Raw genomic sequence first — 24597 nt, 5'->3', positions numbered from 1 at the left:
TCCTCTTCTCGCACGAAACCGACCGGGGGGTCAGTCGTCACGTTCCCACGGGGCGCGCCACCCGGGTTCCTTGTCCTCACGTCGCCGCGACCCGCTCCGGCGCCCGTCCCCGTCCACCGCCGACCACGCGCGGGTCGACCGATCGGACGGCGAGGCGTCCCGGTCACCCGGGCTGTCCGGCTCGTCGACCGTGGTCTCGGGCTCGGCGGGGGCGGCCGGGAGCCTGGTGGTCTCGGACTCGCTCGGACCATACGTCCTGTCCAGGGGTCGGTCCCCGACGGGTCCCTGTCCGCCGCCCCGTCCCGTGTCGGGCGCCCGGCCCGTTCCCGGCGTCGTCGCCCGCGGGGGCCACCCGGGGGCCGACCAGCCGGGGGGCGGTGGCGTGCCGTAGGCCGGGATCCCGGACGACGACGCACCCGCCGGCACCGACTCACGCTCGCGATCGGTCCGGTCGCCGGGGTCCCGGCCCGCGTCCTGCCCTGTGCCACCCGGCTCGCGGCTCGCCGGGAGGACGGGCATCGCGAACGGGTCGCTCACCGGCGGCGGCCACGGCTCGCCGCGTTCCTTTGCCAGCTCACCCGGTGTCTTGATGGGCGGCCGGGTCGACGGGACACGACCGGCGAAGTCGTCGAACTCGGTGATCCTCGGACGCTTGACCACGTCCGCGAACAGCCGTTGGAGATCCTCCTGGCGGAGCGTCTCCTTCTCGAGCAGTTCCCCGGCCACGGAGTCGAGGATCTCGCGGTTCTCCTCGAGGACCTTCCACGCCTCGGTGTGCGCGGCGTCGATGATCCGGCGGACCTCGTCGTCGATGGCCTTGGCCACCTCCGGGGAGTACTCGGAGCCCGCGCCGCCACCGCGCCCGAGGAACGGGTCCCCGCCCTCGCCGCCGTACTTGACCGCCCCGAGCCTGGAACTCATCCCGTACTCGGCGACCATCGTGCGGGCGATCCTGGTGGCCTGTTCGATGTCCGAACTGGCGCCGGAGGTCGGTTCGCCGAAGACGTACTCCTCGGCTGCGCGGCCGCCCATGGCCATGACGATCCGCGCGATCATGTCCGCGCGGGTCATGAGCGACTTGTCGTCCTCCGGGACGACAAGGGCATGCCCGCCGGTGCGGCCGCGCGCGAGGATCGTGACCTTGTGGACCGGCTCCAGGTCCTCCATCGCCCACGCGGCGAGCGCGTGCCCGGACTCGTGGTAGGCGGTGACCTTCTTCTCGTGCTCGCTGATCACGCGGTGCTTGCGGCGGGGTCCGCCCACGACCCGGTCGGTGGCCTCCTCGAGGATGTCGATCGAGATCTCGTCCCGGCCCATCCGAGCGGCCAGCAGCGCGCCCTCGTTGAGCACGTTGGCCAGGTCCGCGCCGGACATGCCGATCGTGCGGCGGGCCAGCGACCTCATGTCCACGTCGGCGGCCAGGGGTTTGCCCACCGAGTGGACGGCGAGGATGGACTCGCGACCGCGCAGGTCCGGGTTGGTCACCGGCACCTGACGGTCGAACCGTCCGGGCCGCAGCAGGGCCGGATCGAGCACGTCGGGGCGGTTGGTCGCCGCGATCATGATGACCGTCTCGCGGTCGCTGAACCCGTCCATCTCCACGAGGAGCTGGTTGAGGGTCTGCTCGCGTTCGTCGTGGCCGCCGCCCGTCCCGGAGCCGCGGTGCCGACCGACGGCGTCGATCTCGTCGACGAACACGATGCAGGGCGCGTTCTGCTTGGCCTTCTCGAACAGGTCGCGGACACGCGAGGCGCCCACGCCCACGAACATCTCCACGAAGTCCGAGCCCGAGATCGAGAAGAACGGCACCCCGGCCTCGCCGGCCACCGCCCGCGCCAGCAGGGTCTTGCCCGTTCCGGGCGGCCCGTAGAGGAGGACGCCGCGGGGGATCTTGGCCCCCAGACGCTCGTACCGCGCCGGGTTCTGGAGGAAGTCCTTGATCTCGTTGAGCTCCTCCACGGCCTCGTCCTCACCGGCGACGTCGGCGAACGTGGTCTGGGGCATGTCCTTGGTGAACTCGACGGCCCGCGACTTGCCGACGCCGAACAGGCCGCCCTTGCCGCCCTGCATGCGCGTCATGAAGTAGAAGAGGAGCCCGAAGAGGATGAGCATGGGCAGCAGGAACGACAGCATCTGGGTGAGGAACCCCTGCTGGGTGACGGTGGTGTCGTACTTCTCCGGCTCGGCGGCGGCGATCCGGTCGAAGATCTGGTCCGCCGCCAACTCCGGGTACTTGGCGAGCAGCTGGTCGGTCTCGTCCGCACCCTCGTCAGGGGTGATCGGCGACTCGAGGGTGAGCCGCAGCTGCTGCTCGCGGTCCTCGATCGTCGCCTCCCTGACGTTCCCGGCGTCGATCTGCGCGAGGGCCACCGAGGTGTCGACCTCGGTGTACCCCCGCTCGTCGTTCGCGAAGAACGAGAAACCGACGATCGCCAGGATGATGACGCCCGCGATCGCCACGTTGCGGAAAACGGTGTTGCTCTTACGTTCCATTCGGTCCTCGAGTGCGAAGGACGGCCCCGCCGGTCGGCGGACCTCGTGATGCGACCGACCTCGTCGCCTATCGCCCCAGGCTACCTGCGGGGCACGACGGCCGACCGTGCTGATCGCCGTGGGCGGACAGGCGATCGTGTCGTATCCGCCCCGTACCATCGGGCTCGTGACCACCACCACCCCGCCCGCCTCCCGGACCGCAGACACGGTGCGATCCGGCGCCGACACCGCGACGGGGGCGCTCGACGCCGCCCTGGACCGGATCGCGCACCTGGATCCGGCACTCCGGGCCTTCACCACTCTCCTCGGGGCTGACGGCAGGGCGGCCGCGGCGGCGGTGGACGCCCGGGACGAGGCCGGACGGTCGGGACTGCCCCTGGCCGGGGTCCCCCTGGCCGTCAAGAGCACCGTGACCCTCGACAACCCGGTCATCGCTCCCCTGCTCGCGGCCGGCGCGGTCCCGGTGGGCATCACCGCCGCGCCCCAGCTGTGCACGTGGGGGATGACGGATTCCGAGGAGCACGGCATCACCCGCAACCCCCTCGACGAGTCCCTGTCCGCGGGCGGGTCCTCGGGCGGGTCCGCCGCGGCGGTCGCCTCCGGCATGGTCCCGCTCGCGGTGGGTGACGACGGGATGGGTTCCCTGCGGATCCCCGCCGCCGCCTGTGGGATCGTCACCATCAAGCCCGGACCGGGGGTCGTCCCCACCCGGCTGGCCGGCGACAACTGGGGCCGCCTGGCGGAGTCGGGACCACTGGCCCGGACCGTCGGGGACGTGGCACTGGCGCTGTCCGTGATGGCGGGGCGACCGGAGCTCGCCTCCGTCGGGCCCGTGCCCGGCGGGACGCGCGTGGGCCTGTCCACGACGAGTCCGATCCGGCTCGGCCGGGATCTCGTCCGGATCCGCGAGCCGTGGACCCGTGCGGCCCGGGAGGCTGCGGATCTGCTCCGGGCCCGAGACCTCGTCGTCGTCGACACCCCCCTGCCGTCACCTCGCGACCCGGTGCTCTATCTGGCGCGGTGGACCTCCGCGGTGGCCCGCGCCGCCGAGGACGAGAACCTCCCGCTCTCCGCGATGGAGCGCCGCACCCGACACCACGCCCTGCTGGGCCGCACCGCGTTCCGGCACGGCGGGGCGGGCGACGGGGACACCAGGTGGAACCGGGCGACCGAGGCGCTGCGCGCCGAGGTCGAGCGCGCGATGGACTCCTCCGGCGTGGACGTGTGGCTCACCCCGGCGCTGGCCGACCTGCCGCCCGAGGCGACCGACTGGCACCGGCGTTCGTGGGGACGCTCGCTGTGGGCGTCGATGAGGTTCTCCCCGTTCACCCCTTTAGCCAACGTGCTCGGGTGGCCCGCGATGTCCGTCCCGTGCGGTCGCACCGTGACCCCGGCCGGCCGGGACATGCCGACCTCGGTGCAACTGGTCGGGCGGCCCGGTTCGGAGCCGACCCTGCTCTCGCTGGCCGCCGCGATCGAGGGGGCACGGGCCGGGGCCTGACGCGGGCGGGACGGCGACGGGCGGGACCGCGACGGGCCAGCCCCCGGGTCAGTCCTCCGGCAGTTCGGCGAAGCGCTTCTTGACGTCGTTGTACCACCCGAGCGCCTGCCTGGGCCGCATCCACCGCCCCTTCATCTCCTTCCGCGCGGGCCCGTGCGCCTCGTCCCCCGCCTTGACGAGTTCCTTCAGATGGGCGTCCTGGGCGTTGATCACGTCGTCTGCGGTCTCGCCGGAATGGGCGAGGTCACAGGGCCCCCCGAGGTCTCTGCAGGACATGGTCTTCATGGTTCGTTCCTCCCGTGTCCGGGTAGCGCGGTGTGCGCTCCTCACCATGATGACGAGCAGCGGGCCGAAGATGTGACCAACCCGAGGCCGGAGAGGCGGCGCCTCCCCGGCAGGAGTCAGCGCACGGCGCCGTCCCGCCGGCGGTTGATCGTCTCGAGTGCCTCCGGCCGTGCGCGGAAGTCGATGCGCGTGACGAGCCCACCCGAGACGCGGAAGTCGAACGCCACTCTGGCGACTCCGCGGTCGAACCACGCCGCTCCGGGCCGGCCGTGCACGAACACCGGCAACGCGGAGGCCGCCGCGCCGTTGAAGAACTCCGCCACCGCGTCGCGCCCCTCGATGCGCGCGGGGGTCCCCAGGCCCACGGCGACCGGGTCGCCGGCCACCACCACGTCAGGCGCGAGGAGCCCGAGCAGTCGGGAGAACTCGCCGTCCCGGGCCGCGACCAGGAAGGCGTCGACCACGTTCCAGTCCGCCGTTCCCCGACCGTCCGGCGGCGCCGCCACCTTGGACCGCGCCCTGGAGGCGTGTTTGCGGGCGGCGGCCGGGGTGCAGTCCAGGATCCCGGCGATGGTGGCGAAGTCCACGGCGAACGAGTCGTGGAGGACCAGCGCCACCCGCTCGGCGGGGGACAGCCGGTCGAGCACCAGGTGCAGCGCAGATCCCACCGACTCGGCGAGGGCCACCTCCTCGGCCGGGTCGGGATCGGTACCCGGACGATCGGGCGCATCCCCGGGCACTGGCACCGGAACCGAGGCCTTGAGACGGTCCAGACACACTCTGGTGACGACGGTGGTGAGCCAGCCCTGCAGGTTGTCGACAGCGTCGGCGTCGGCCCTCACCAGCCGCAGCCACGCCTGTTGGACCGCGTCCTCGGCCTCGGCCGGATCACCGAGGACTCGCGCGGCGATCCGTGTGAGTCTGGGTCGCTCGCGTTCGAACTCGCCGGTCAGGTCCATCGACGCCTCAGGCGACGGTCCCGCTCGTGTAACGGTCGAGGATCCGACGCTTGACCAGTTTCCCGGTGGGGGTGCGGGGTAGCTCGTCGACGAAGTCCACCGCCCGCGGGATCTTGAAGTCCGAGATGTGGCCCCGGAGCGATCCGAGGATATCCTCGCCCAGGTCGGGGTCGTCGGCGCGGTCGGGGGCGGGCACCACCACCGCGTGGACCTTCTCCCCCATCTCCTCGTCCGGGATCCCGATCACGGCGACGTCCTCGACCGCCGGGTGCAGCGCGAGTGCGTTCTCGATCTCCTGCGGGTAGATGTTCACGCCGCCGGAGATGATGGTGAACGCCTTGCGGTCGGTCAGGTACAGGAAGCGGTCGGAGTCCAGGTAACCCACGTCGCCGAAGGTGGACCAGTTGGGGTGTTCGGGGTGGAAGACGGACGCGGTCTTCTCCGGGTCCCCGTGATAGGTGAACGTGCCCTCGTCCTGCTGCCAGTAGATGCTGCCGATCTCGCCGATGGGGAGCTCGCGGCCCTCCTCGTCGCAGATGTGCGCGATGCCCTTGAGCCCGTCGCGACCCACCGATCCGGGGCGCTCGAGTGCCTCCTGCGAGTTGATGAACGTGATCCCCATGCCCTCCGTGGCCGAGTAGTACTCGTGGATCACGGGGCCCCACCACTCGATCATCCGGCGTTTGACCTCGGGCGGGCACGGCGCGGCGGCGTGGATCGCGTGGGTCATGCTGGAGACGTCGTAGCGCTCGCGGGTCTCCTCCGGCAGCTTGAGCATGCGCACGAACATCGTCGGCACCCACTGGGAGTGCGTCACGCGGTACTCCTCGATGAGCCGGAGTGACTCCTCGGCGTCGAAGCGGTCCATGAGGATCACGGTCCCGCCGACGGAGTTGACCACGCCGCAGAACCGCAGCGGGGCCGCGTGGTACAGCGGCGCGGGGCACAGGTAGACGCTGTCGGCGTCGAAGGCGTAGAGGAAGCTGAACACCGGGGTGTAGACGTCGGGGACCTCGTCGATCTGCCCCTCCGGCGGGTCCACGCGCACGCCCTTGGGCCGGCCGGTGGTGCCGGAGGAGTAGAGGAAGTCGTGGCCCCGGGGCTGGTCGGCGGGCGGGTCGGTGGGCTTGTCGGCCAGCAGGTCGCGGTAGTCCGCGAATCCGTCGAGCGTCCCGTCGAACACCACCCGGTGCTCGACGTCGGGGTGCGCGTCCGCGGACAGGTCCACGTGGTCGGCCACGGGAGCGGAGACGAAGAGGGCACGGGCGCCGCAGTCCCCGATGATGTAGGAGGACTCCTCGGCCGTCAGGTGATGGTTGATGGCGGCGATGTAGAGCCCGACCCGCAGCGCGCCCCAGTAGATCTCGACCATCTCGAGGGTGTTGTCCGAGACCACGGCGATGGTGTCGCCGGGGCGCAGCCCCCAGTCGTCGGTCAGGACGTGCGCGAGCTGCGCCGACCTGGCCTCGAGCTCGGCGTAGGTGATCTGCTCGCCCGTCGCGGGGCGGATCACGGCGGGCTTGTCGGGCGTGGTGGCGGCGAAGGTTCCCGGGAACATGCGCGAAGCATATATCCCACATGTGATCCGGATCACGGGTTTGGGCGGTGGCGATGCCCGACCGGGTGTGCCGGCACAGGGAGCGCCGCCCATGTGGGTAGCTCGTCGACGTCCGGCCAGCAGAGACCGGGGGGACGTTCTACGCTACGAGACGTAGCCGACCAGACCGTCGTCGGAAACCGATAGCCCGAATCCCCATAAGAACCACTGCGATTCGGGAGGGCTCCGCGACGGAGCCGGGGGAGTCACGGAGCGACAGGCGGAGGCGAGGAATGAGGGTAGCTCTCTTCAGCACGAAGCCCTATGGCCGCGACTTTCCCCACGAGGCCAATGCTGCTCATGGGCACGATCCTACGTTCCCGGAAGAACGGTTGTCCCTGGTCACAGTTTCCCCGTCCGCAGGCGCTGACGCCGTGTGCGCGTGTGCTAATGACGGCCTCAGCTCACAGGCTCCGGAGGGTCTGGCCCGGCTCGGAGTGCGTTACGTGATGTCGCGCTCTGCGGGATTCAACCACGTGGACCTCGATCTGGTCTCCGCAGACCTTCTCGCGGAGTAACCGGTCACGATGCTGGCATTTCTCGCAGCCGCTCCAGTGCTGCTCGTGCTCGCACTGATGACGATCGCGAGTTGGTCGGCCGCGCGGGCGGGTGTGGTGACAGCCGGCATCACACTGGTGGTCGCGACCGCAGCGTTCGGCTTCGGCGGTCCGCGAGATCAGTTCAGCATTGTCCACGGCACGGTCGGGGTGGTGGCCGAAGCCTCCTTCATCGCCGCGACGGTGGCGGGCATCATCGGCCCCGCTCTGGGCATCCACTACCTCCAGCAACGTACCGGCGCGGCAAAGCAGTTGCAGGCTGGATTGGCTCGACTCCACCCGGATCCCCGGATGGGCGCAATTCTAGTGGCTTGGTTTTTCGCGCTGTTTCTCGAAGGAGCCGCCGGGTTCGGGACACCGGTGGCGCTGGCCGCGCCATTCCTCGTAGCGGCGGGCATGCCTCCGGTGAGCGCCGTGGCAGCTGCCCTACTGGGCCACGCCGCGGGGGTGTCTTTCGGCGCCATCGGCACGCCCGTGCTGGTCCAGAGCGCGCTGGTGGACTTCTCCGGCGCGGAACTGGCCCGGGCCACAGCTCCCTACCACGTCATTCTCGGTGGGATTCTCACCGCCGCCGTCATCGTGACCATCGGGCGCGCCATGCCCGGTGACGGAAGGCTCTGGCCCTGGGGGCTCCTGGCCGCTGTCTCCTTCCTGGTCCCCTATGGACTCATCGCGGCGTTCATCGGTCCGGAACTGCCCACGCTCGGGGGAGCTCTGGTCGGAGTCGTCGTTTTCGCTTTCGTCCTCGTCCGACGACGGCGCCGGGAGACGCCCGCCGGCGGCGGTGGATCCGCTGAGCCGGGTGACCCGGTGGAGCTGATGCGAGCAGCCGCTCCTTACCTGGTCCTGGTTCTCCTCGTCCTCGGCACCCGGTTGATTCCCCCGGTCCGAGATGCGCTGGAGACCGTGACGATCGAATGGGAGACCGGTACTGGTTTCTCCGGCAGTGTCCAGCCACTGTTCCACCCGGCGATGTTGCTGACTCTGGCCTTCGGTGCCGGCGCCGTTCTGCAGCGGGCCTCGGGACGCGATGTCCGGGAGGCTGTCGTGACTGCGACCCGACAGCTGGGTCCGGTGATGGTGGCGCTGATCGCCATGGTCACGATCGCCCGCACGATGTCCCATTCAGGGATGACCGACGAGCTGGCCTTTGCAGCAGCCGGGTTGGGTATCGCGTGGCCCCTGCTCTCCCCCACAGTCGGGGCGTTCGGGACCTTCGTCACCGGTTCCGCCACCGCGTCCAACGTCCTGTTCACCGAACTACAGACCACCACCGCCCACGCTGTCGGCGTTCCTGCCTTGCCGTTACTCGGCGCACAGGGCTTCGGAGCAGCAGTCGGGAACATCGTCTGTCCGCACAACATCGTGGCCGCCGTCGCCACGGTGGGCCTCACCGGGCGAGAGGGAAAAGTGCTGCGCTCTACCTTCCCCGTCGCCCTGATCTACGTCGCCCTCGGGGGGGTCCTGGCGTTCGCCTTCACCCGCTAGGAAACGGCGAACACTGCTGTCCGTGTACCAGGCGGCGGAACAGCTCGCGCCGCCCATCGCGGGGGCCGCCGTAGCGGGGCTCAGGAATACATGCGGGGGTGCAGCCGGCCGATGTACGGCAGGTCGCGGTACCGCTCGGCGAAGTCCAGGCCGTAGCCCACCACGAACTCGTTGGGGATGTCGAACCCGATCTCGAGGATGTCGAGGTCGGCCTTGACCGCGTCGGGCTTGCGCAGCAGGGTGACGATCTCCAGCGACCGCGGATTGCGGGTCCGGAGGTTGCGCATCAGCCACGACAGGGTCAGACCCGAGTCGATGATGTCCTCCACGATGATCACGTCGCGATCCGCGATGTCACGGTCGAGATCCTTGAGGATCCGGACGACGCCCGAGGAGCTGGTCGACGAGCCGTAGGAACTGACCGCCATGAACTCCAGCTCGGAGGGGATGGTCAGCGCCCGGGCGAAGTCCGAGACGAAGATCGCCGCACCCTTGAGGACGGCGACCAGCACGACCTCCTGCTCGGAGTCCCGGTAGCGCTCCCCGATCGTCGCGCCCATCTCGGCGATCCGGTCGTGGATCACATCGGTGTCGATGAGCACCGACTCGATCTCGTCGGCGTACTTGTCCGTGCTCATCTACGTCCCCGCTCCGCTCGCCCGCTCGATCTCCAGGACCACCTTTCCATGCCGCCGCCGAGCGACCAACCTGCCCCGGCCCGCCGACACACCCGACCCGTCCGGCCCCGTGCCCCCCACCGCCACGCCCCCCTGCCCGTGCCAGTCCGTGACGAGGGCCGCCACCGACGACAGGTGCGCGTACGTGGGCGACGGGCAGCCGTTGGCCAGCAGCCATCGCCGCAGAACCCGGGTCAGCACGGCGATCGGTAGGGGTTCGAGGACGGAGACGTCCAGTCCGCCGTCTCCGGAGGCGGGCACGGCGGCGGCGAGACGGTCCAGCTCGTCGTCGTCGGTCCGGAGCAGCTCCGCGGTCCGCGCCAACCCCTCCGCCACCCCGCCCCCCAGGACGTCCTCGAGCAGCGGGAGCACCTCGCGGCGCAGTCGCACGCGGGTGAAGGCCGGGTCGAGGTTGTGCGGGTCGTCCCACCAGTCCAGGCCCAGTGCGCGGCAGGCGGCGCGGGTGTTGGTCGCACGTACGCCGAGCAACGGGCGGCCCCACGGCGCGTCCCAGGCGGCCATCCCGCGCAGGGACCGCGCGCCGGAACCACGGCCGAGGCCCAGCAGGACCGTCTCGGCCTGGTCGTCGAGGGTGTGGGCAAGGAGGACCGGCCGGCCCTCGCGCGCGGCGTCGAGTGCGGCGTACCGCGCGGTGCGCGCGGCGGCCTCGGGGCCGGAACCGTCCGGGTCGACGACGACGACGAGGGCCCGCGACCGCGCGCCCAGTCGCTGCGCCGCCCGGCACGCACCCCGGGCGACCTCGTCCGATCCGGCCTGCAGGCCGTGGTCCACCACCAGGGCGGTCACGTCTGCGAACTCGGTCACCGCGGCCGCGGTGAGGGCGAGCGAGTCCGCACCCCCGGACAGCGCCACGCACACCTCGTCGCCCACCTCGGGATGGGCGCGGCGGAACGCCCGCACGGCCCTGCGGACCGTCCACGCCGGGCCGGTCCACCGGGCGTGGGCGGACTGGGCGTGGGCGGACTGGGCGTGGGCCCGGTCCGGTCCGTCAGCGGCAGCCACAGCTGCGCAACTCGGCGGCGATCCGGTCGAGGACCGGGCGAGCGACGGTCGGGTCGGTGCCTGAGGCCAGCAGGGCGAAGCTCATCGTGCGGCCATCGGCGCTGGTCACGGTCCCGGCGAGGGCGCTGGTCTCCCTGAGGGTGCCGGTCTTGGCGCGCACCCATCCCGCACCCGCCGCCGACGGGCCGTCGAATCTGTCCACGAGGGTTCCCGAACCCGCCGCGACGGGCAGGGCGTCGAGCAGATCGCGCAGCTCCCTGGTCGCGTCGGGGGCGGCGGCGGTGCGCAGGACGTCGGTCAGGGCGGCCGCCGAGAGCCGGTTGCCCGCGCTCATCCCCGAACAGTCGTCGAGTCGGACCCCGGACATGTCGAGTCCCCGCTCGGCGAGGGTGTCCACCACGGCGGTGGTCCCCGCCGTGAACCCGGCCGCCTGATCCGGGTTCCGGTCGAGCGCCACCTCCCGGCAGATCGCCTCCGCCAGCACGTTGTCCGAGTGGACGAGCATCGACCGCACCCGCTCGGTGAGCGGCGCGGACGACACGCGACCGAACTCCTCCGTCGTCTCCACCGGCTCCTCAGAGACCTGCACCTCGGCCGGGTCCACGCCCAGCTCACGGGCCAGTGCCCGGCCGGCCGCCAACGTGGGCTCGGCGGTGCGGGGCGAGTACTCGTCCGCCGGGTCCAGGCGACCGGCATCGAGCATCCATGCCTGGACGGGGGCGATGTTCCCCGCCGCGATGTCGACCGGGGACCAGCCGGGGCCGAGGCGCGGCCCGGTGTACGGACCCGGGGCCACCACGATGCGCGCTGGGGTCTGACCGGCCGTGCGCACGACCCCCGCGGCCTGCGCGATCGTGGCGGAGCCGGGGAAGAGGGGGCCGGGTTCGGCGGAGCCTGACATGGTGGGGTCGCCCCCCGGGATCACCACGAGGGTGTCGGGCCGGGTGCCACGCGCCAGGACGGTGTCGACGCGGGCGTCGGCGGGCAGGCGGCTGAGCGCGGCGACGGCCGTGAGCAGCTTGACGGTGGAGGCCGGGACCTTGGCGTCGCGGGGGCGGCGCTCCCACAGGACCTGTCCGGTGGCGTCGTCCACCACGCTCGCGGTCAGGTCCCCGACCGCGGGCGACGAGGCCAGCGGCCCCAGGATGCCGTCGAGAGCGGCCGGGTCGGGGGTCGGCGCGTCGTCACCGGCGGCCACGAGTCCGGGCGACGGTGGGGGCGAGGCGGACGCGGACATGTCCCGGCCGACACGCAACTCCCCCTCGACATCGGTGAGGAGTGCCGCCACCACGAGGCCCGCGACCAGCAGCGCGACGGTGACGAGGACGACCCCGATCCGCCACGCCGGGCCCCGCCCCCGCCACACGCGCCGTTCGGTCACAGACCCCCACCCTCCCGGACTCGCCTCACCCCGCACCCGACCGGGCAGCGGCCATCAACCACCCACGCTAGCGGGCGACCTGACGACGAGCGCCCCCGGTGCCGCACCGGCCTACTACACTCGACGCGAATTCCCGGGCGCGCGTCCGGGGTCCCGAGAACGCCGATCAGCGAGGTACGCCAGTGTCCGTCGAAGTGACCATCGAGATCCCCAAGGGCTCGCGCAACAAGTACGAGATCCACCACGAGACCGGGAAGATCTACCTCGACCGGTTCCTGTTCACCTCGATGGGCTACCCGGCCGACTACGGGTTCATCGACAACACGCTGGCCGACGACGGCGACCCGTGCGATGCGCTGGTGCTTCTCGATGAGTCTGTCCACCCCGGCGTGATCGTCAACTCCCGTGTCGTCGGGGTCTACACGATGTCCGACGAGGCCGGCGGCGACGACAAACTGCTGTGCGTGCCGGCCCTGGACCCCCGGTGGGAGCACATCCAGGACATCGACGACGTCCCGGATTTCGAGCTCAAGGCGATCGAGCACTTCTTCCTCCACTACAAGGACCTCGAGCCCGGCAAGCACGTCACGCCCGGAGAGTGGAAGGGCAAGGCGCACGGCGAGAAGCTCGTGGCCGAGGGTATCGAGAACTTCGGCACGCACCCCGAGGAGAAGGCCGAGCCCAACCGCGGCTGACCCCGGCCGGGCCCCGGATCCCGTCCCACGGCCACGCGAAGAGCGTTCCGCACACATCGCCCGAGAAGCGGGTGTGCGGAACGCTCTTGTCGATGAGCGAGTCGGGAAGGGGCGGCGCGGGCGGGGCGGGACGGCCTCGGCGCGGGACGGCTCGCGGGAGTGGTTGCGCGGCCTCAGCGGCCGGTGAACTTCGCCTCGCGCTTCTCCAGCGTCGCCGAGATGGCCTCCATCATGTCCGCGGAGGCGAGGAAGCCGGCGTTCCACGTGGCCACGTAGCGGTTGTTCTCGTGGATCTGGCCCTCGATGCCGCGGTTCAACACCTCGCGGGTCCCGCGGACGACGAGCGGGGGGTTTCCCGCGATCTCGGCGGCGGTGGCGTGGGCCGAGTCCAACACGCCGGCGGCGTCGTCGGCCACGTGGGTGACCAGCCCGTAGCGCAGGGCGGTCTCCGCGTCGATGTCCCGTCCGGTCAGGGCGAGCTCCCGGGTCAGACCCTGGCCGATGATGTGGGGCAGACGCGCGAGCGAGCCCATGTCGGCCACGATCCCCACCTTGACCTCGCGGATCGAGTAGGTGGAATCGGCGGCGCCGTGACGGACGTCGCACGCGGAGATCATGTCCACCGCGCCCCCGATGCAGCGGCCCTGGACCGCGGCGACGGTGGGGGTCTTGGCCGACGCCACCGAGTCGATGGCGCGGCGCATGTTCTCCACAAAGTCCAGGATCCGCTCGCTCCGAGAGGCGTCCGGGGTCTTGTCCTGGGGCAGGAACTCCATGAACTGCGGCATCATCGCCATCAGATCCAACCCGTAGGAGAAGTTCCGACCCTCACCGGCGATGACAGCCGCGCGGACCTCGGGATCTGCGTCGAGTTCCGCCATCACGCGGGGCATCTCCGACCAGAAGTCCGGCCCCATGCCGTTGTGGGGGCCGGGTCCGATCAGCGTCACCTGGGCGACGTACGGGTCCCGGACCCCCTTCTCGATGCGGACGGAGGAGTACTGACCGGGCGCGGCCGAGGTGTCTGGAGTGCTCATGCGCTCAGCCTGCCATGGCCTCCTCAGGCGCGGGCGTCAGGCATGACGAACCACAGGATCACGTACAGCAGCACCTGCGGCCCGGGCAGCAGCAGCGAGGCCACGAACAGGACGCGGACCAACACCGGGTCCAGCCCGAAGTAGTCGGCCAGTCCGCCGCACACGCCCCCGATCCAGCGGTCCTCGGACCTGGTCAGTCGCTTGGGCTTGGAGTCTGAAGGGTAGGTCATGACATGTCACCTCGTCGTCGTCGGAAATTGGTGGCCGGGGACCTCTCCCCGATGACCTCCAGTCTCCTCCTCCACGGGGCGCCCCACATCCGGGATGGACCCCGAATCCGACCCTGAGCCGCGCCTCGGGGTGGGGACGCGGGAGCGGGCGCGGGCTCAGGTGTGGAACTCGCCGCAGTCCACGGTCAGGGTCTGGCCGGTGATCGCCGACGCGGCGTTCGAGAGCAGGAACAACACAGGGTCGACGATCTCGCCCTCGCTGGGCAGACGGCGCAGGTCCATCTTCTCGGCGGTGTGGGCGTAGACGTCCTCCACGGTCCCGCCGTACTTACCCGCCAGGTGCTCGAAGTACCCCTTGAGGGTCTCGCCGTAGATGTACCCGGGCGCCACGGTGTTGACGCGGATCCCGCGCGGTCCGAGCTCGGTGGCCAGAGAATGCCCCAGCGCGACGAGGGCGGTCTTGGCGATCTTGTAGCCGGCGTAACGCTCGCGGGAATGGTGGATGACGGCCGAGGCCATCATCACCACGGAACTGCTCGCGGGTGCGGCGTCGGCCTGCTCCGCATCCGGGGTCGCCGCACCCGCCTCGAGCAGCGGGGAGAACTCCTGGGTGGTGCGGAGCGCGCCGAGGACCGACAGGTCGATCCCCCGCGAGATCTGCTCGTGATCGGTCTGGGCCAGCGGCTTCATGCTGGGCACGGCGAACGCGCTGTAGACCAGGCCGTGCACCGCATCGGTGTGCTGGGCGACGGTCTCCCGCAACGCCCGCACGGAGTCGGGCTCCGTGGCGTCCACCGCGGCGGCGATCGCGGTGCCACCGGCGGCACGGACCTCGTCGACGATCCCGTCCAGCCTCGAGGCGGTCCGGGCGGCCACGACGACGGTCGCCCCCTGTTCGGCTGCCCGCAGGGCGAGGGTCCGGCCGAAACCGGGCCCTGCTCCCATGATCACGACGGTCTTGCCCTGAAGAGATTCTGACATGAGTTAATAGAACCAGTTCCGCCCACGCTGCGGGGGGAAGTTCACCCGACCGGGATACCATCCGCACGTGCACACCATCCCTGAGCAGTATCTTCGCAGCTCACAGGCCCCGAGCCCCCGGACCTTGCTGGACATTCTGGGCTCCGCGGCCCAGGGTCACCCGGACGCCCCGTGCCTCGACGACGGCTCGCGCGTGCTCAGCTATCGCGAGGTGTGGGAGGAGATCCACACCTCGGCACGCTGGATGCAGCGGCAGGGGGTGGGGGCGGGCGACCGGGTGGGCATCCACATGCCGTCCGGCGGCGTCGAGTTGTACCTGGCGATCCTGTCGACCCTCGCCGCCGGGGCGGCGTACGTCCCCGTGGACGTGGACGATCCGGTCGAGCGCGCCGAGTTGGTGTTCGGGCAGGCGCAGGTGGCGGCCGTGTACACCGCGCAGGGGATGCGGGTCACCGACCCCGGACGCCCGGCCGACCCGTCGCGGCACCGGGCCCCCACCGTCGACGACGACTGCTGGATCATCTTCACCTCCGGCACCACCGGCCTGCCGAAGGGTGTGGCGGTGACCCACCGGAGTGCGGCGGCGTTCGTGGACGCCGAGTCGCGGATCTTCCTCACCGGCGGCCCGCTCGGCCCGGGCGACCGGGTGCTGGCGGGCTTGTCCGTGGCGTTCGACGCCTCCTGCGAGGAGATGTGGCTGGCCTGGGCTCACGGGGCGTGCCTGGTGCCCGCGCCCCGGTCGATCGTCAAGTCCGGTCTCGACCTGGGCCCGTGGCTGCGCGACCGCCGGATCACGGTGATCTCCACCGTCCCGACCCTGGCCTCGATATGGCCGGAGGAGATGCTCGCCGACATCCGCCTGGTGATCCTCGGCGGCGAGGCCTGCCCGCCCGAGCTCGCCGCGCGACTCGCCGGTGACGGCCGGGAGGTCTGGAACACCTACGGGCCGACCGAGGCCACCGTGGTGGCGTGCGCGGCGCAGCTGGACGGAAGGGGCGAGGTCTCGATCGGCCTGCCGCTGGACGGGTGGGACCTGGCCGTGGTCGACGCCACGGGCCTGCCGGTCGGCTACGGCGAATCCGGCGAGTTGGTTATCGGCGGGGTCGGACTGGCCCGGTACCTCGACCCGGACAAGGACGCCGAGAAGTACGCGCCAATGGAGACCCTCGGGTGGGAGCGCGCCTACCGGTCCGGCGACGTCGTGCGCCTCGAGGCCGACGGTCTGTACTTCACCGGCCGCGTGGACGACCAGGTCAAGATCGGTGGACGCCGACTCGAGCTGGGCGAGGTCGACACCGCCGTGTCCGCCCTGCCCGGCGTGAGCGCCGGAGCCGCCGCGGTCAAGAAGACCGACGCGGGCCAGTCCGTGCTCGTGGCCTACCTCGTGGCCGACGACCCCCTGAGCTTCGATCTCGCCGACGCCGCCGGCATCCTGCGCGACCGCCTGCCTGCCGGTGTGGTCCCCCGGTTGACCCTCGTCGACGAGTTGCCCACCCGTACGTCGGGGAAGGTCGACCGCGCGGCCCTGCCGTGGCCCCTCGCGCAGACCTCGGCCGCCGAGACCGAGCTGGACGGCACCGATGCGTGGGTGGCCGAACTGTGGTCCTCGGCGCTCGGCGCCGACGTCTCCGGGGTGGACGAGGACTTCTTCGCGCTGGGAGGCGGCTCCCTCGCCGCCGCCCACGTGGTGGTCGCCGTCCGGGAGCGCTTCCCTGCCGTCACCGTGGGCGACATCTACGACCGCCCTCGCCTGGGCGACTTCGCCGAATACCTCGACCAGCTCGAACCCGTGGCCGCGGTGGAGCCGCGCCACGTCAGTCCGGTCGGCCGCGGCACGCAGGTGGTGCAGGTCCTGGCGACCCTCCCGCTGTTGACGATCACCGGGCTGCAGTGGCTCACCTGGCTGGGGATCGCCAACAACGTCGCCGCATCCATGGGCGTGCCCTGGGCGCGCCCGGTCTCGTGGTGGGTGCTCGGGATCCTCGCGGTGCTGCTGCTGTTGCCCGCGGGCCGCGCGGTGGTGACGGGGCTCCTGTGCCGGGTCCTCATGGCCGGGGTCACGCCGGGCACCTACCCGCGGGGCGGCTCGGTCCATCTGCGCCTCTGGGCGGCCGAACGGCTGGTCGAGGCCTCCGGGGTCGCGAACCTCGAGGGTGCCGGCTGGCTCACACCGTTCGCCCGGCTTCTCGGCGCGAGGATCGGCCACGGCGTGGACATGCACACCCTGCCCCCCGTCACCGGGCTGCTGACCGTGGGCGACGGAGCCTCCATCGAACCCGAGGTCGACCTGGCCGGGCACTGGATCGACGGCGATGTCCTGCACATCGGCGCCGTGGCGATCGGCGAGAACGCGGTGGTGGGAGCCCGGTCCACGCTGCTGCCCGGCGCGGTGGTCGGCCACGGCGCGCACGTGGAGATCGGGTCGGCCGTGGTGGGCACCGTCAAGGCCGGGAAACGCTACGCCGGCTCGCCCGCCCTCAAGCGCGGCAAGCGGGGCTCGAGCTGGCCGGCCGAGCCCGCTCCCCGCAGTCGCGTGTGGAGCGTGGTCTACCAGCTCTCGGCGGTGGCCCTCGGCGCGATGCCGTTACTCGCCCTGGCCGCCGGACTCGCGGTGGTGGCCTGGGGGGCGCGGGACGCCACGACCCCCGGCCAGCTGTTCCTGCGTTCCGCCCTGTGGTCCGTCCCCGGGATGCTGCTCGCACTCGCGTTGTTCGCCGTGCTCACGCTGGTGTCGGTCCGGGCGCTCTCCGTGGGCCTCGAGGAGGGTTTCCACCCGGTTCACTCGCGCATCTCATGGCAGGCGTGGTGCAGCGAACGCATCATGGACGCCGCGCGGAACTGGCTGTACCCGCTCTACGCCTCGATGCTCACCCCGATGTGGCTCCGGGCGCTGGGCGCGAGGATCGGCAAGGACGTGGAGGCCTCGACCGTCCTGCTCATCCCCTCGCTCACCACCGTCCGTGACGGGGCGTTCCTGGCCGACGACACGATGGTCGCCCCGTACGAGCTGGGATCGGGTTGGATGCGGCTGGAGCAGGCGCAGGTCGGCAAGCGTGCGTTCCTGGGCAACTCGGGGATCGCGTCCGCCGGCCGCAAGGTCCCCGCGCGCGGGCTGGTCGCGGTGCTGTCCTCCGCGCCGCAGAAGGCCAAGAAGGGCACCTCGTGGCTCGGTTCGCCCCCGCAGAAGCTGCCCAGGGCCGTGACCGACGGCGAGAGCGACGCGCGCACCTACCAGCCACCCCGGCGCCTCAAGGTGGCCCGGGGCGCATGGGAGACGCTGCGACTCGTCCCCGTGTGGCTCTCGTTCCTGCTGCTGGTCAGCGTCCTGGCCGTGATGCAGGAGATCCACCGGGAGTGGGGCTTCGGCGTCGCCGCTCTGACCTCCGGGGTCACCCTCGCGTACGCCGGACTCGTGGCCCTGTTCGTCTCGGTGCTGGCCAAGTGGCTCCTGGTGGGCAGGATCCGGGCGGGCGAACAGCCGCTGTGGTCCTCGTTCGTGTGGCGCAACGAGGTCGCCGACTCGTTCGTCGAGCTCCTGGCCGCGCCCTGGATGGCCCGCCCCGCCTCCGGCACCCCGATCCTCACCGTGATGCTGCGGCTGCTCGGATCGCGCATCGGCCGAGGGGTGTGGTGCGAGTCCTATTGGCTCCCCGAGGCCGACCTGGTCTCCCTTGGCGACGCCGTCACCGTCAACCGCGGCTGTGTGGTGCAGACCCACCTGTTCCACGACCGCATCATGCAGATCGACCGGGTGGACATGGCCGACGGCGCGACCCTGGGCTGCCACTGTGTGACCCTCCCGGCGTCCTCGATCGGCGACGGCTCCACCGTGGGCCCGGCGTCGCTCGTCATGCGCGGCGACCGCATCCCCCCGGGCACCCGCTGGCAGGGCAACCCGATCGCGCCCTGGCGGGGCTGAGCCGGCGGCGCTGCGCCCGCGCGGGTCAGCCGCCGGCGATCGAGCGGAGGGCATCCAGGTGTGACCCGTAGGCCCTGCGCCCTTCGCGGCTCAGCGCCAGCCAGGTCCGAGGACGCTTGCCCACGTACCCCTTGCGCACCTTGACGTACCCGGCCTTCTCGAGCACCGCGACCTGCTTGGACAGCGTCGAATCGGACACCTCCACGGCGTCGCGGATGGTGGCGAACTCGGCGTCGTCGACCCCCGCCAACGCGGCGACGATCGAGAACCTCACCGGAGCGTGGATGACCTCGTCGAGCCGGTGCCTCGCGTGCCCGTCCGGCCGGGCGTCGGGGGCGTCGGGAACGTCGGCGGCAGCGGTGCCGTGGGCGGGGGCGTCGGGAACGTCGGGGGCCCCGCCCTGCGGGCCGGTCACCGGGCGGCGCCCCGGCGTGCGATGCGCGCGGAGGCGATCAGTCCGGGCAGCGCCACCAGCGCCGCACCGAGGAGGTACCACCAGGGGGTGAGGCCGATCGTGGTGCGGATGACGTGCAACCCGGTGACGACGACGAGGACCATCACGCCGGAGCCCGCGACCCCCCAGAGGTACGTCCGGGCCGAACCGCGGGGGCTGGCGCCGATCGACCGCCGCTGCCAGAAGATCACGGCGAACAGCAGCACCACGTACGGCACCATCGCCCAGTTGGAGAACATGATCGCGATGGTCCCGGCACCCATCACCACCGCGATGACGGCGGCGAACCAGGCGAAGACCCGGGCGTCCCGCGTGGAGCTGACCGGCGGGCGACCCTCGACCTCCGCGAGGAGCCGGGCGGCCTCGGCGCGATCGAGCGCGCCGGTGGTGGGGTTCTCCGTGGTCATGGCGACACCTTCCTCGAAACGGTCCCGGGGTAGCCGCCCGGGCAATGACTAGACCATAGTCAACTACTTTCCCTTCTGGCAAGTAATTTCCACCAGTCGGACGCCGGGACCGGTGCCGATCACCCCGGGTCCACTACACTCGCGCAGGTCATGGAATTGAAGGCAGTCAAGAAGGACCTCATCGCCAAGATCGCAGCCCCCCGCGATTCGTCGCGCGCCGATCCGGTCGACCCCTACCTGCCCAGCGCCGGAAACCACGGCTACCGGGTGACCCGGTACGAACTGGACCTCACCTACAAGATGAGCTCCAACAACCTGCGTGGCCAGGCCGTCATCACCGCCACGGCCACCGAACCGCTCGACTCGGTGCAGCTCGACCTGTCCCCCCACCTCGACGTATCCAAGGTGTCTCTCGACCGCGGTCGGGTGGCCAGGTACAGCCGGCCCCGGGGCAAGCTCACCGTCACCCCGGCCGAGCCGATCCCCGTCGGTGCCGCGTTCACACTCACCATCCGGTACGCGGGCAACCCACGCCCGATCCGCGGCGCATGGGGTGAGGTCGGGTGGGAGGAACTGAGCGACGGGGTCCTGGTGGCCAACCAGCCCAACGGCGCCGCCAGCTGGTTCCCGTGCGACGACCACCCGTCGTCCAAGGCCCCGTTCCGGATCCGGCTCACCACTGACTCCCCGTACCGCGCCGTCGTGACCGGTTCGCTGGTGGGCAAGAAGCGCAGCGGCAGCACCACCACGTGGGAGTTCGACCTCCCGCAGCCCACCTCCACCTACCTCGTGACCATCAACCTGGGTCAGTACGAGCACCTGGAGGTGACGGGTGGGGCGGTGCCGTTCCACGCCTACCTGCCCGCGGACCTCAAGCGGGACTTCCGGGTGGCGTTCGCCCGCCAGCTCGAGATGATCGACGTCTTCACCGACCTGTTCGGCCCGTACCCGTTCGGTGAGTACAAGGTGGTGGTGACCGACGACGAGCTGGAGATCCCCCTCGAGGCGATGGGCATGTCCACGTTCGGCCGCAACACCGCCGAGGCGGGCACGGACGACGAGCGGCTGATCGCCCACGAACTCGCGCACCAGTGGTTCGGCAACGCCGTCACCGCCGCCGAATGGAAGCACATCTGGCTCCACGAGGGCTTCGCCTGCTACGCCGAGTGGCTGTGGACCGAGTTCTCCGGCGGCGCCGACGCGGGCAGCCACGCGCTCCGCTATTACTCCAAGCTGCAGAACTCGCCCCAGGACCTACTCCTGGCCGACCCCGGCCCCAAGGACATGTTCGACGACCGCGTCTACAAGCGCGGCGCACTCACCCTCCACGCCCTGCGCCTGACGATCGGCGACGAGCGGTTCTTCCAACTGCTGCGCGACTGGGTGACCAAGTACTCGGGCAAGACCGCGACGACCGACGACTTCCTGCACATGGCCGCCGACCACTCCCCCGTCGACCTGCGCCCCCTGTGGGCCGCGTGGCTGTTCTCGCAGCCGCTGCCACCCACCCTCGGCATGCCCGATGACCACGCCGGCCGCCGCTGAACCGACACCCACAGCCGGCCGCCGCGCCGCGGGTGGGATGCGGGCCCTGACGCTGGCGACGGTGTTCGCCGCCGCCTCCGGCTACCTGGTCATGCTGGTCGCCGGCCGGGCGCTGGGCCCGGCGGACTACCCGCTCTTCGCCACCTACTGGGGCGCGTTCTTCGCCCTGGGCGGGGTGGCCAACGGGCTCATGCAGGAGGCCACGCGGGCCGTGCGGTCGGCGCGGGTGGGTCCCACGCCGGACGACGCGCGCGGGGGACGCGTCTCCGGACCGGGCAGGGACGGGCGCGCTCGGGCACCGGGCACGGGCGGCCGCGTCCGACTCCTGCCCGCCGGACTGATGCTGGGCCTGGCGCTGGCGGCGGTCGTGACGGTGAGCGCTCCCGCCTGGCCCGCCCTGGGACTGCCCACCTTCTCCGGGATGGGCGTCGCGGTGATGGCGGTCGGGATCCTCGGCTTCAGCCTCCAGGCCGCCACGGCCGGGGCGCTCTCGGGGACCGAGCGCTGGGGCATGTACGCGGTGTTGCTCACCGTCGACGCCGCACTGCGCCTGGTGGTGGCCGGGGTGGCGTGGTGGGCCGGTGACGCCGGACTCGGATTCGCGCTCGCCACCGTCGCGGGCACGGTCACCTGGGCCCTGATGGTCTCGCTCTACCCGGCCACCCGCGAGGCGCTGGCCCGCGCGCTCGATGTGGGGCGCCAGAGGTTCTGGCGCAACACCGCCTCCGCGATGCTGGCCTCGGCGGGCACGGCGGCGCTCGTGGTGGGCTTCCCCGTGTTCGTCACCGCTACCGTCCGCGAGACGGATCCGGCGCCGCTGGTCGGCGCGGTCATCCTGGCCATCACCCTCACCCGGGCCCCGCTACTGGTGCCGCTGACCAGCTTCCAGAGCGCGATCATCGTCTACTTTGTCCAGCGTCGCGAGCTCGGCCCACGCGCCCTGGCCGCGCCCCTCGGCCTGGTCACCGCGGTCGGACTGGTGGGCGCGGGCGCGGCCTGGCTCGTGGGACCATGGCTCATCCGCGTGCTGTTCGGTGCCGAGTTCGAACTGCCCGGGGCGGTTCTGGCCGCCCTCACCGCGGCCTCCGTGGGTACCGCCGCGCTCATGGTCACCGGCAATGCCGCGCTGGCCTTCGATCGACATCTGCTCTACAACGTCGGCTGGTGGGTGGCGGTGCTGGCCGCCCTGGTCCTCCTGGTCTCGGTGCCCGGCCCGCTCGACGTGCGCTCGGCCATCGCCCTCCTCGCCGGACCCGGCATCGGAGTGGTGGTGCACGTCGTGGGCCTCGCGGTGATCGCCCGCCTCGGCGCGGAGCCCCCCCGATGAGCGAGGCCCGGCTGCTCCTGCGGCGCGGGTGCGAACTCGTGGCGGGGCTCGTGGTGGCCGCACTCGTCGGTGCCCTGAGCCTCACGGCGATCGACGCACTGTCCCTGCCGGAGCCCAGTTGGTTGCCCCAGGCTCTGGGCGCCACCGTCGCCGCGGGCCTGGTGGCGCTGGCCGGCTGGCTCCTGCTGCGCGGGGGGCGCCGGGGCCGAGACAGTCGCCGCGGGACCGGCGAGCGCGGACTGTGGTTCCTCGGGACCGCGGGCCCCGCGTTCCTGGCCTCCTCCCACCTCGGGCTGCTGCTCGGCGGCACCCCGCACTATCTCTTCGGGCTCGGCGGCGACCAGCTCAACCGTGTCGCCTACGTGACCCGCTTCGCCGACTCCCCCGCCCTGAGCGACCCCTTCTACGCCGATGCCGCGCCCTTCTACCCGCCGCAGTGGTTCTGGGTGGGCGGGCGACTGGCCGCTCTGGCGGGGGTCGAGGCATGGGAGTTCTACAAGCCCTACGCGATCGTCACCATGGCGGTCGCGGGCGCGATCGCGTTCGTCGCCTGGCGCTGGCTGGTGCCGACTCGGCTGGCCGTGCTGTTCGGCCTGCTCACCGCGGTCGTCGGCGGGCACACCAACGCCTACGAGCCCTACTCGTGGATCCTCATCTGCCTGCTCCCGCAGGTCGTGGTGGCGACCTTCCTGCTCTGCGCACGCGCCGCCGCGCGGTCGCGGGACCCGGGGAGCGGCCGACCCACGTGGCCGCTGGTCGTGACGATCGGCGTCTACCTCGGCTGGGCCGCCCTGGCGTACACACTCATCGCGGGTGTCGCGGCGTTGCTGGTCGCCCTCGTCGTCGTCGTGAACATATGGCGCCACCGCGCCGACCGCCGCATCGTCGCCGCGCTGATCGCCCACCTGGCCGCGACGGCCGGCATCTCCATGCTGCTCGCGCTGGTGTTCTGGCACCGCTTCCTCCTGGCGGTGCTGGGTGGCGCCGAGACCGAGGCGTCCGTCGCCAACGACTTCGCCCCGGAGATCGGCTCGCGCTGGCCGCTGCCGATGTTCGAGGTGTCCGCCGCCGGCCTGCTGTGTCTGATCGGGCTGGTGTGGGTGGTGGTGACGGTGTGGCCGGGCGGCGCCGGCCGGCTCACCGGCCGGGCGTCGGCGTCCCTGGGCGCCCGGATCGGAAGCCGCGAAGCTGACCGCCGCGGCGTCGATGACGACAAGGACAACGATGACGACGAGGCCACCCACTCACCGGGCTGGCCGCTCCCGACACCAGACCGCGGCCTCGTCCTGGCGCAGGCGCTGGGGCTGATGGTCCTGGCGGTGTTCGGCTGGTACGCGCTCTCGGGGCTGCGGGCGGTCACCGGGTCCACGCTGCTGCCGTTCCGGATGATCCCGGTGATCACGCTGGCACTCGCGCTCGCCGGGGTGACCGGCTCGCTCGCCCTGGCCCGGTGGGCGCTGGCCACGTCGCCCGCACACTCGCGCGGCCGGGCCGCCGCGGTGGCCGTGGTGGTGGCCGGTCTGGCCGCGATTCAGATGGTGCAACACGTCTCCGAGGAGGACTCGCGGTTCGCCGCTGCAGCCCGCGAGACCCCCGCGGCCCCGACGGAGGTACTGGAGGCGATCGACGAGATGACCCCCGGGCGAGAGCCCTCGGATCTGGTGGTCCTCACCTCGGTCCCGACCGTCTACGCCTACCGCCCGTACTTCACCTTCCAGGCGCCTGCGCAGGCCTACGCCACCCCGGCCGGTCGGTACACCGCACGGACGGACGAGATCCGCGCGTGGGCCTCTGAAGCCTCCCCACGCGAGCTGGCCGACGCGATGGACTCGGGCCCGTTCCGCGGTCCGGATGTGATGGTGTTCTCTCGGGAGAGCTCTCGGAGCTGGGTGGTGCCGGTGGCGATCAACGAGATGCCCCTGGCCCGGAACAACAGTCGGGAGGAGATCCGGTTCACGCCGGAGGTGTTCGAGGACCCGGAGGTGTTCGACGTCCGCGAGGTGGGCTCACGGGTGGTGGTGGTGGTGCGGCGGTGACCGGG

The 24597-nt window shown here is 71.7% G+C and carries 20 protein-coding genes; 8 read left to right on the top strand and 12 right to left on the bottom strand.

Translation table 11 applies throughout. The annotated features are described in order from the left end of the window. Positions 1–30 precede the first annotated feature (30 nt). Positions 31–2493 carry an ATP-dependent zinc metalloprotease FtsH gene (gene ftsH, locus ABIE38_RS10330; protein ID WP_354055963.1) on the bottom strand — a complete coding sequence of 821 codons (2463 nt, stop codon included), beginning with the start codon at positions 2491–2493 and terminating at the stop codon, positions 31–33. A gap of 166 nt (positions 2494–2659) precedes the next feature. Here ftsH and ABIE38_RS10325 point away from each other — a divergent pair, with 166 nt between their 5' ends. After that, positions 2660–3994, top strand: a complete 1335-nt coding sequence (locus tag ABIE38_RS10325) for an amidase (RefSeq protein ID WP_354055961.1) — start codon at positions 2660–2662, stop codon at positions 3992–3994. 48 nt (positions 3995–4042) lie between these two features. On the opposite strand, the gene ABIE38_RS10320 is transcribed toward ABIE38_RS10325, so the two are convergent. The 3 genes from ABIE38_RS10320 to ABIE38_RS10310 form a co-directional block, all read right to left on the bottom strand. Continuing rightward, on the bottom strand, positions 4043–4279 hold the full coding sequence (locus tag ABIE38_RS10320) for a DUF1059 domain-containing protein (protein ID WP_354055959.1): 237 nt from the start codon (positions 4277–4279) through the stop codon (positions 4043–4045). A 116-nt stretch (positions 4280–4395) separates the two neighbouring features. After that, entirely contained in the window at positions 4396–5238 is an 843-nt protein-coding gene (locus ABIE38_RS10315) for a sigma-70 family RNA polymerase sigma factor (protein ID WP_354055957.1), read from the bottom strand. 7 nt (positions 5239–5245) lie between these two features. Beyond that, positions 5246–6796, bottom strand: coding sequence for an acyl-CoA synthetase (locus ABIE38_RS10310; protein WP_354055955.1), 1551 nt, complete (start codon positions 6794–6796; stop codon positions 5246–5248). A 272-nt stretch (positions 6797–7068) separates the two neighbouring features. Between ABIE38_RS10310 and ABIE38_RS18115 the strand changes: the two genes are divergently transcribed. Continuing rightward, positions 7069–7353, top strand: a complete 285-nt coding sequence (locus ABIE38_RS18115) for a hypothetical protein (protein WP_502914762.1) — start codon at positions 7069–7071, stop codon at positions 7351–7353. A 9-nt stretch (positions 7354–7362) separates the two neighbouring features. After that, a complete protein-coding gene (locus tag ABIE38_RS10305; protein ID WP_354055953.1) occupies positions 7363–8880 on the top strand; it encodes an L-lactate permease in 1518 nt (505 codons plus the stop codon). Between the two features lie 80 nt (positions 8881–8960). On the opposite strand, the gene hpt is transcribed toward ABIE38_RS10305, so the two are convergent. Genes hpt through dacB form a run of 3 tightly spaced genes read right to left on the bottom strand, consistent with a single transcriptional unit; the run spans position 8961 to position 11961 of the window. Beyond that, positions 8961–9518, bottom strand: coding sequence for a hypoxanthine phosphoribosyltransferase (gene hpt / locus ABIE38_RS10300; protein ID WP_354055951.1), 558 nt, complete (start codon positions 9516–9518; stop codon positions 8961–8963). After that, positions 9519–10580 (bottom strand): tRNA lysidine(34) synthetase TilS, encoded by a 1062-nt coding sequence (gene tilS, locus ABIE38_RS10295; protein ID WP_502914761.1) that lies wholly within the window; start codon positions 10578–10580, stop codon positions 9519–9521. Next, a complete protein-coding gene (gene dacB, locus ABIE38_RS10290; RefSeq protein ID WP_354055949.1) occupies positions 10567–11961 on the bottom strand; it encodes a D-alanyl-D-alanine carboxypeptidase/D-alanyl-D-alanine endopeptidase in 1395 nt (464 codons plus the stop codon). Before dacB ends, tilS begins: the two co-directional genes overlap by 14 nt. 182 nt (positions 11962–12143) lie before the next feature. Here dacB and ABIE38_RS10285 point away from each other — a divergent pair, with 182 nt between their 5' ends. Next, entirely contained in the window at positions 12144–12656 is a 513-nt protein-coding gene (locus ABIE38_RS10285; RefSeq protein ID WP_354055947.1) for an inorganic diphosphatase, read from the top strand. A gap of 173 nt (positions 12657–12829) precedes the next feature. On the opposite strand, the gene ABIE38_RS10280 is transcribed toward ABIE38_RS10285, so the two are convergent. From ABIE38_RS10280 to ABIE38_RS10270, 3 genes are all read right to left on the bottom strand, one after another. Beyond that, entirely contained in the window at positions 12830–13693 is an 864-nt protein-coding gene (locus ABIE38_RS10280; RefSeq protein ID WP_354055945.1) for a crotonase/enoyl-CoA hydratase family protein, read from the bottom strand. Positions 13694–13716: 23 nt separating this feature from the next. After that, positions 13717–13923: a PspC domain-containing protein gene (locus ABIE38_RS10275; protein WP_354055943.1), complete on the bottom strand. Its 207-nt coding sequence runs from the start codon at positions 13921–13923 to the stop codon at positions 13717–13719. Between the two features lie 156 nt (positions 13924–14079). Further along, complete coding sequence (locus ABIE38_RS10270; protein ID WP_354055941.1) at positions 14080–14904, bottom strand: SDR family oxidoreductase; 825 nt, start codon at positions 14902–14904, stop codon at positions 14080–14082. A gap of 67 nt (positions 14905–14971) precedes the next feature. Here ABIE38_RS10270 and ABIE38_RS10265 point away from each other — a divergent pair, with 67 nt between their 5' ends. Further along, positions 14972–18823, top strand: a complete 3852-nt coding sequence (locus tag ABIE38_RS10265; protein ID WP_354055939.1) for a Pls/PosA family non-ribosomal peptide synthetase — start codon at positions 14972–14974, stop codon at positions 18821–18823. Between the two features lie 25 nt (positions 18824–18848). Here the strand turns inward: ABIE38_RS10265 and ABIE38_RS10260 are convergent, their stop codons facing one another. Continuing rightward, on the bottom strand, positions 18849–19238 hold the full coding sequence (locus ABIE38_RS10260; RefSeq protein ID WP_354055937.1) for a winged helix-turn-helix domain-containing protein: 390 nt from the start codon (positions 19236–19238) through the stop codon (positions 18849–18851). Further along, on the bottom strand, positions 19235–19684 hold the full coding sequence (locus tag ABIE38_RS10255; protein ID WP_354055935.1) for a hypothetical protein: 450 nt from the start codon (positions 19682–19684) through the stop codon (positions 19235–19237). Before ABIE38_RS10255 ends, ABIE38_RS10260 begins: the two co-directional genes overlap by 4 nt. A gap of 156 nt (positions 19685–19840) precedes the next feature. Here ABIE38_RS10255 and ABIE38_RS10250 point away from each other — a divergent pair, with 156 nt between their 5' ends. The 3 genes from ABIE38_RS10250 to ABIE38_RS10240 are packed head-to-tail and all read left to right on the top strand — an operon-like array spanning position 19841 to position 24592. Beyond that, positions 19841–21229, top strand: a complete 1389-nt coding sequence (locus ABIE38_RS10250; protein ID WP_502914770.1) for a M1 family metallopeptidase — start codon at positions 19841–19843, stop codon at positions 21227–21229. Then, entirely contained in the window at positions 21207–22556 is a 1350-nt protein-coding gene (locus ABIE38_RS10245) for a polysaccharide biosynthesis protein (RefSeq protein ID WP_354055932.1), read from the top strand. Before ABIE38_RS10250 ends, ABIE38_RS10245 begins: the two co-directional genes overlap by 23 nt. Then, entirely contained in the window at positions 22553–24592 is a 2040-nt protein-coding gene (locus ABIE38_RS10240) for an arabinofuranosyltransferase (RefSeq protein ID WP_354055930.1), read from the top strand. Before ABIE38_RS10245 ends, ABIE38_RS10240 begins: the two co-directional genes overlap by 4 nt. Positions 24593–24597: the final 5 nt, after the last annotated feature.

Source organism: Dietzia sp. 2505, assembly GCF_040546785.1.
Classification (GTDB): Bacteria; Actinomycetota; Actinomycetes; order Mycobacteriales; family Mycobacteriaceae; genus Dietzia.
This window is presented reverse-complemented; position numbering and strand designations above follow the sequence as displayed.

Coding starts and splice junctions, on each gene's coding strand:
- hpt (WP_354055951.1), bottom strand. CDS start 9,518: ATGAGCACGGACAAGTACGCCGACGAGATCGAGTCGGTGCTCATCGAC.
- ABIE38_RS10305 (WP_354055953.1), top strand. CDS start 7,363: ATGCTGGCATTTCTCGCAGCCGCTCCAGTGCTGCTCGTGCTCGCACTG.
- ABIE38_RS10255 (WP_354055935.1), bottom strand. CDS start 19,684: ATGACCACGGAGAACCCCACCACCGGCGCGCTCGATCGCGCCGAGGCC.
- ABIE38_RS10240 (WP_354055930.1), top strand. CDS start 22,553: ATGAGCGAGGCCCGGCTGCTCCTGCGGCGCGGGTGCGAACTCGTGGCG.
- ABIE38_RS10270 (WP_354055941.1), bottom strand. CDS start 14,904: ATGTCAGAATCTCTTCAGGGCAAGACCGTCGTGATCATGGGAGCAGGG.
- ftsH (WP_354055963.1), bottom strand. CDS start 2,493: ATGGAACGTAAGAGCAACACCGTTTTCCGCAACGTGGCGATCGCGGGC.
- ABIE38_RS10315 (WP_354055957.1), bottom strand. CDS start 5,238: ATGGACCTGACCGGCGAGTTCGAACGCGAGCGACCCAGACTCACACGG.
- ABIE38_RS10310 (WP_354055955.1), bottom strand. CDS start 6,796: ATGTTCCCGGGAACCTTCGCCGCCACCACGCCCGACAAGCCCGCCGTG.
- ABIE38_RS10275 (WP_354055943.1), bottom strand. CDS start 13,923: ATGACCTACCCTTCAGACTCCAAGCCCAAGCGACTGACCAGGTCCGAG.
- ABIE38_RS10245 (WP_354055932.1), top strand. CDS start 21,207: ATGACCACGCCGGCCGCCGCTGAACCGACACCCACAGCCGGCCGCCGC.
- ABIE38_RS10320 (WP_354055959.1), bottom strand. CDS start 4,279: ATGAAGACCATGTCCTGCAGAGACCTCGGGGGGCCCTGTGACCTCGCC.
- ABIE38_RS10280 (WP_354055945.1), bottom strand. CDS start 13,693: ATGAGCACTCCAGACACCTCGGCCGCGCCCGGTCAGTACTCCTCCGTC.
- ABIE38_RS18115 (WP_502914762.1), top strand. CDS start 7,069: ATGAGGGTAGCTCTCTTCAGCACGAAGCCCTATGGCCGCGACTTTCCC.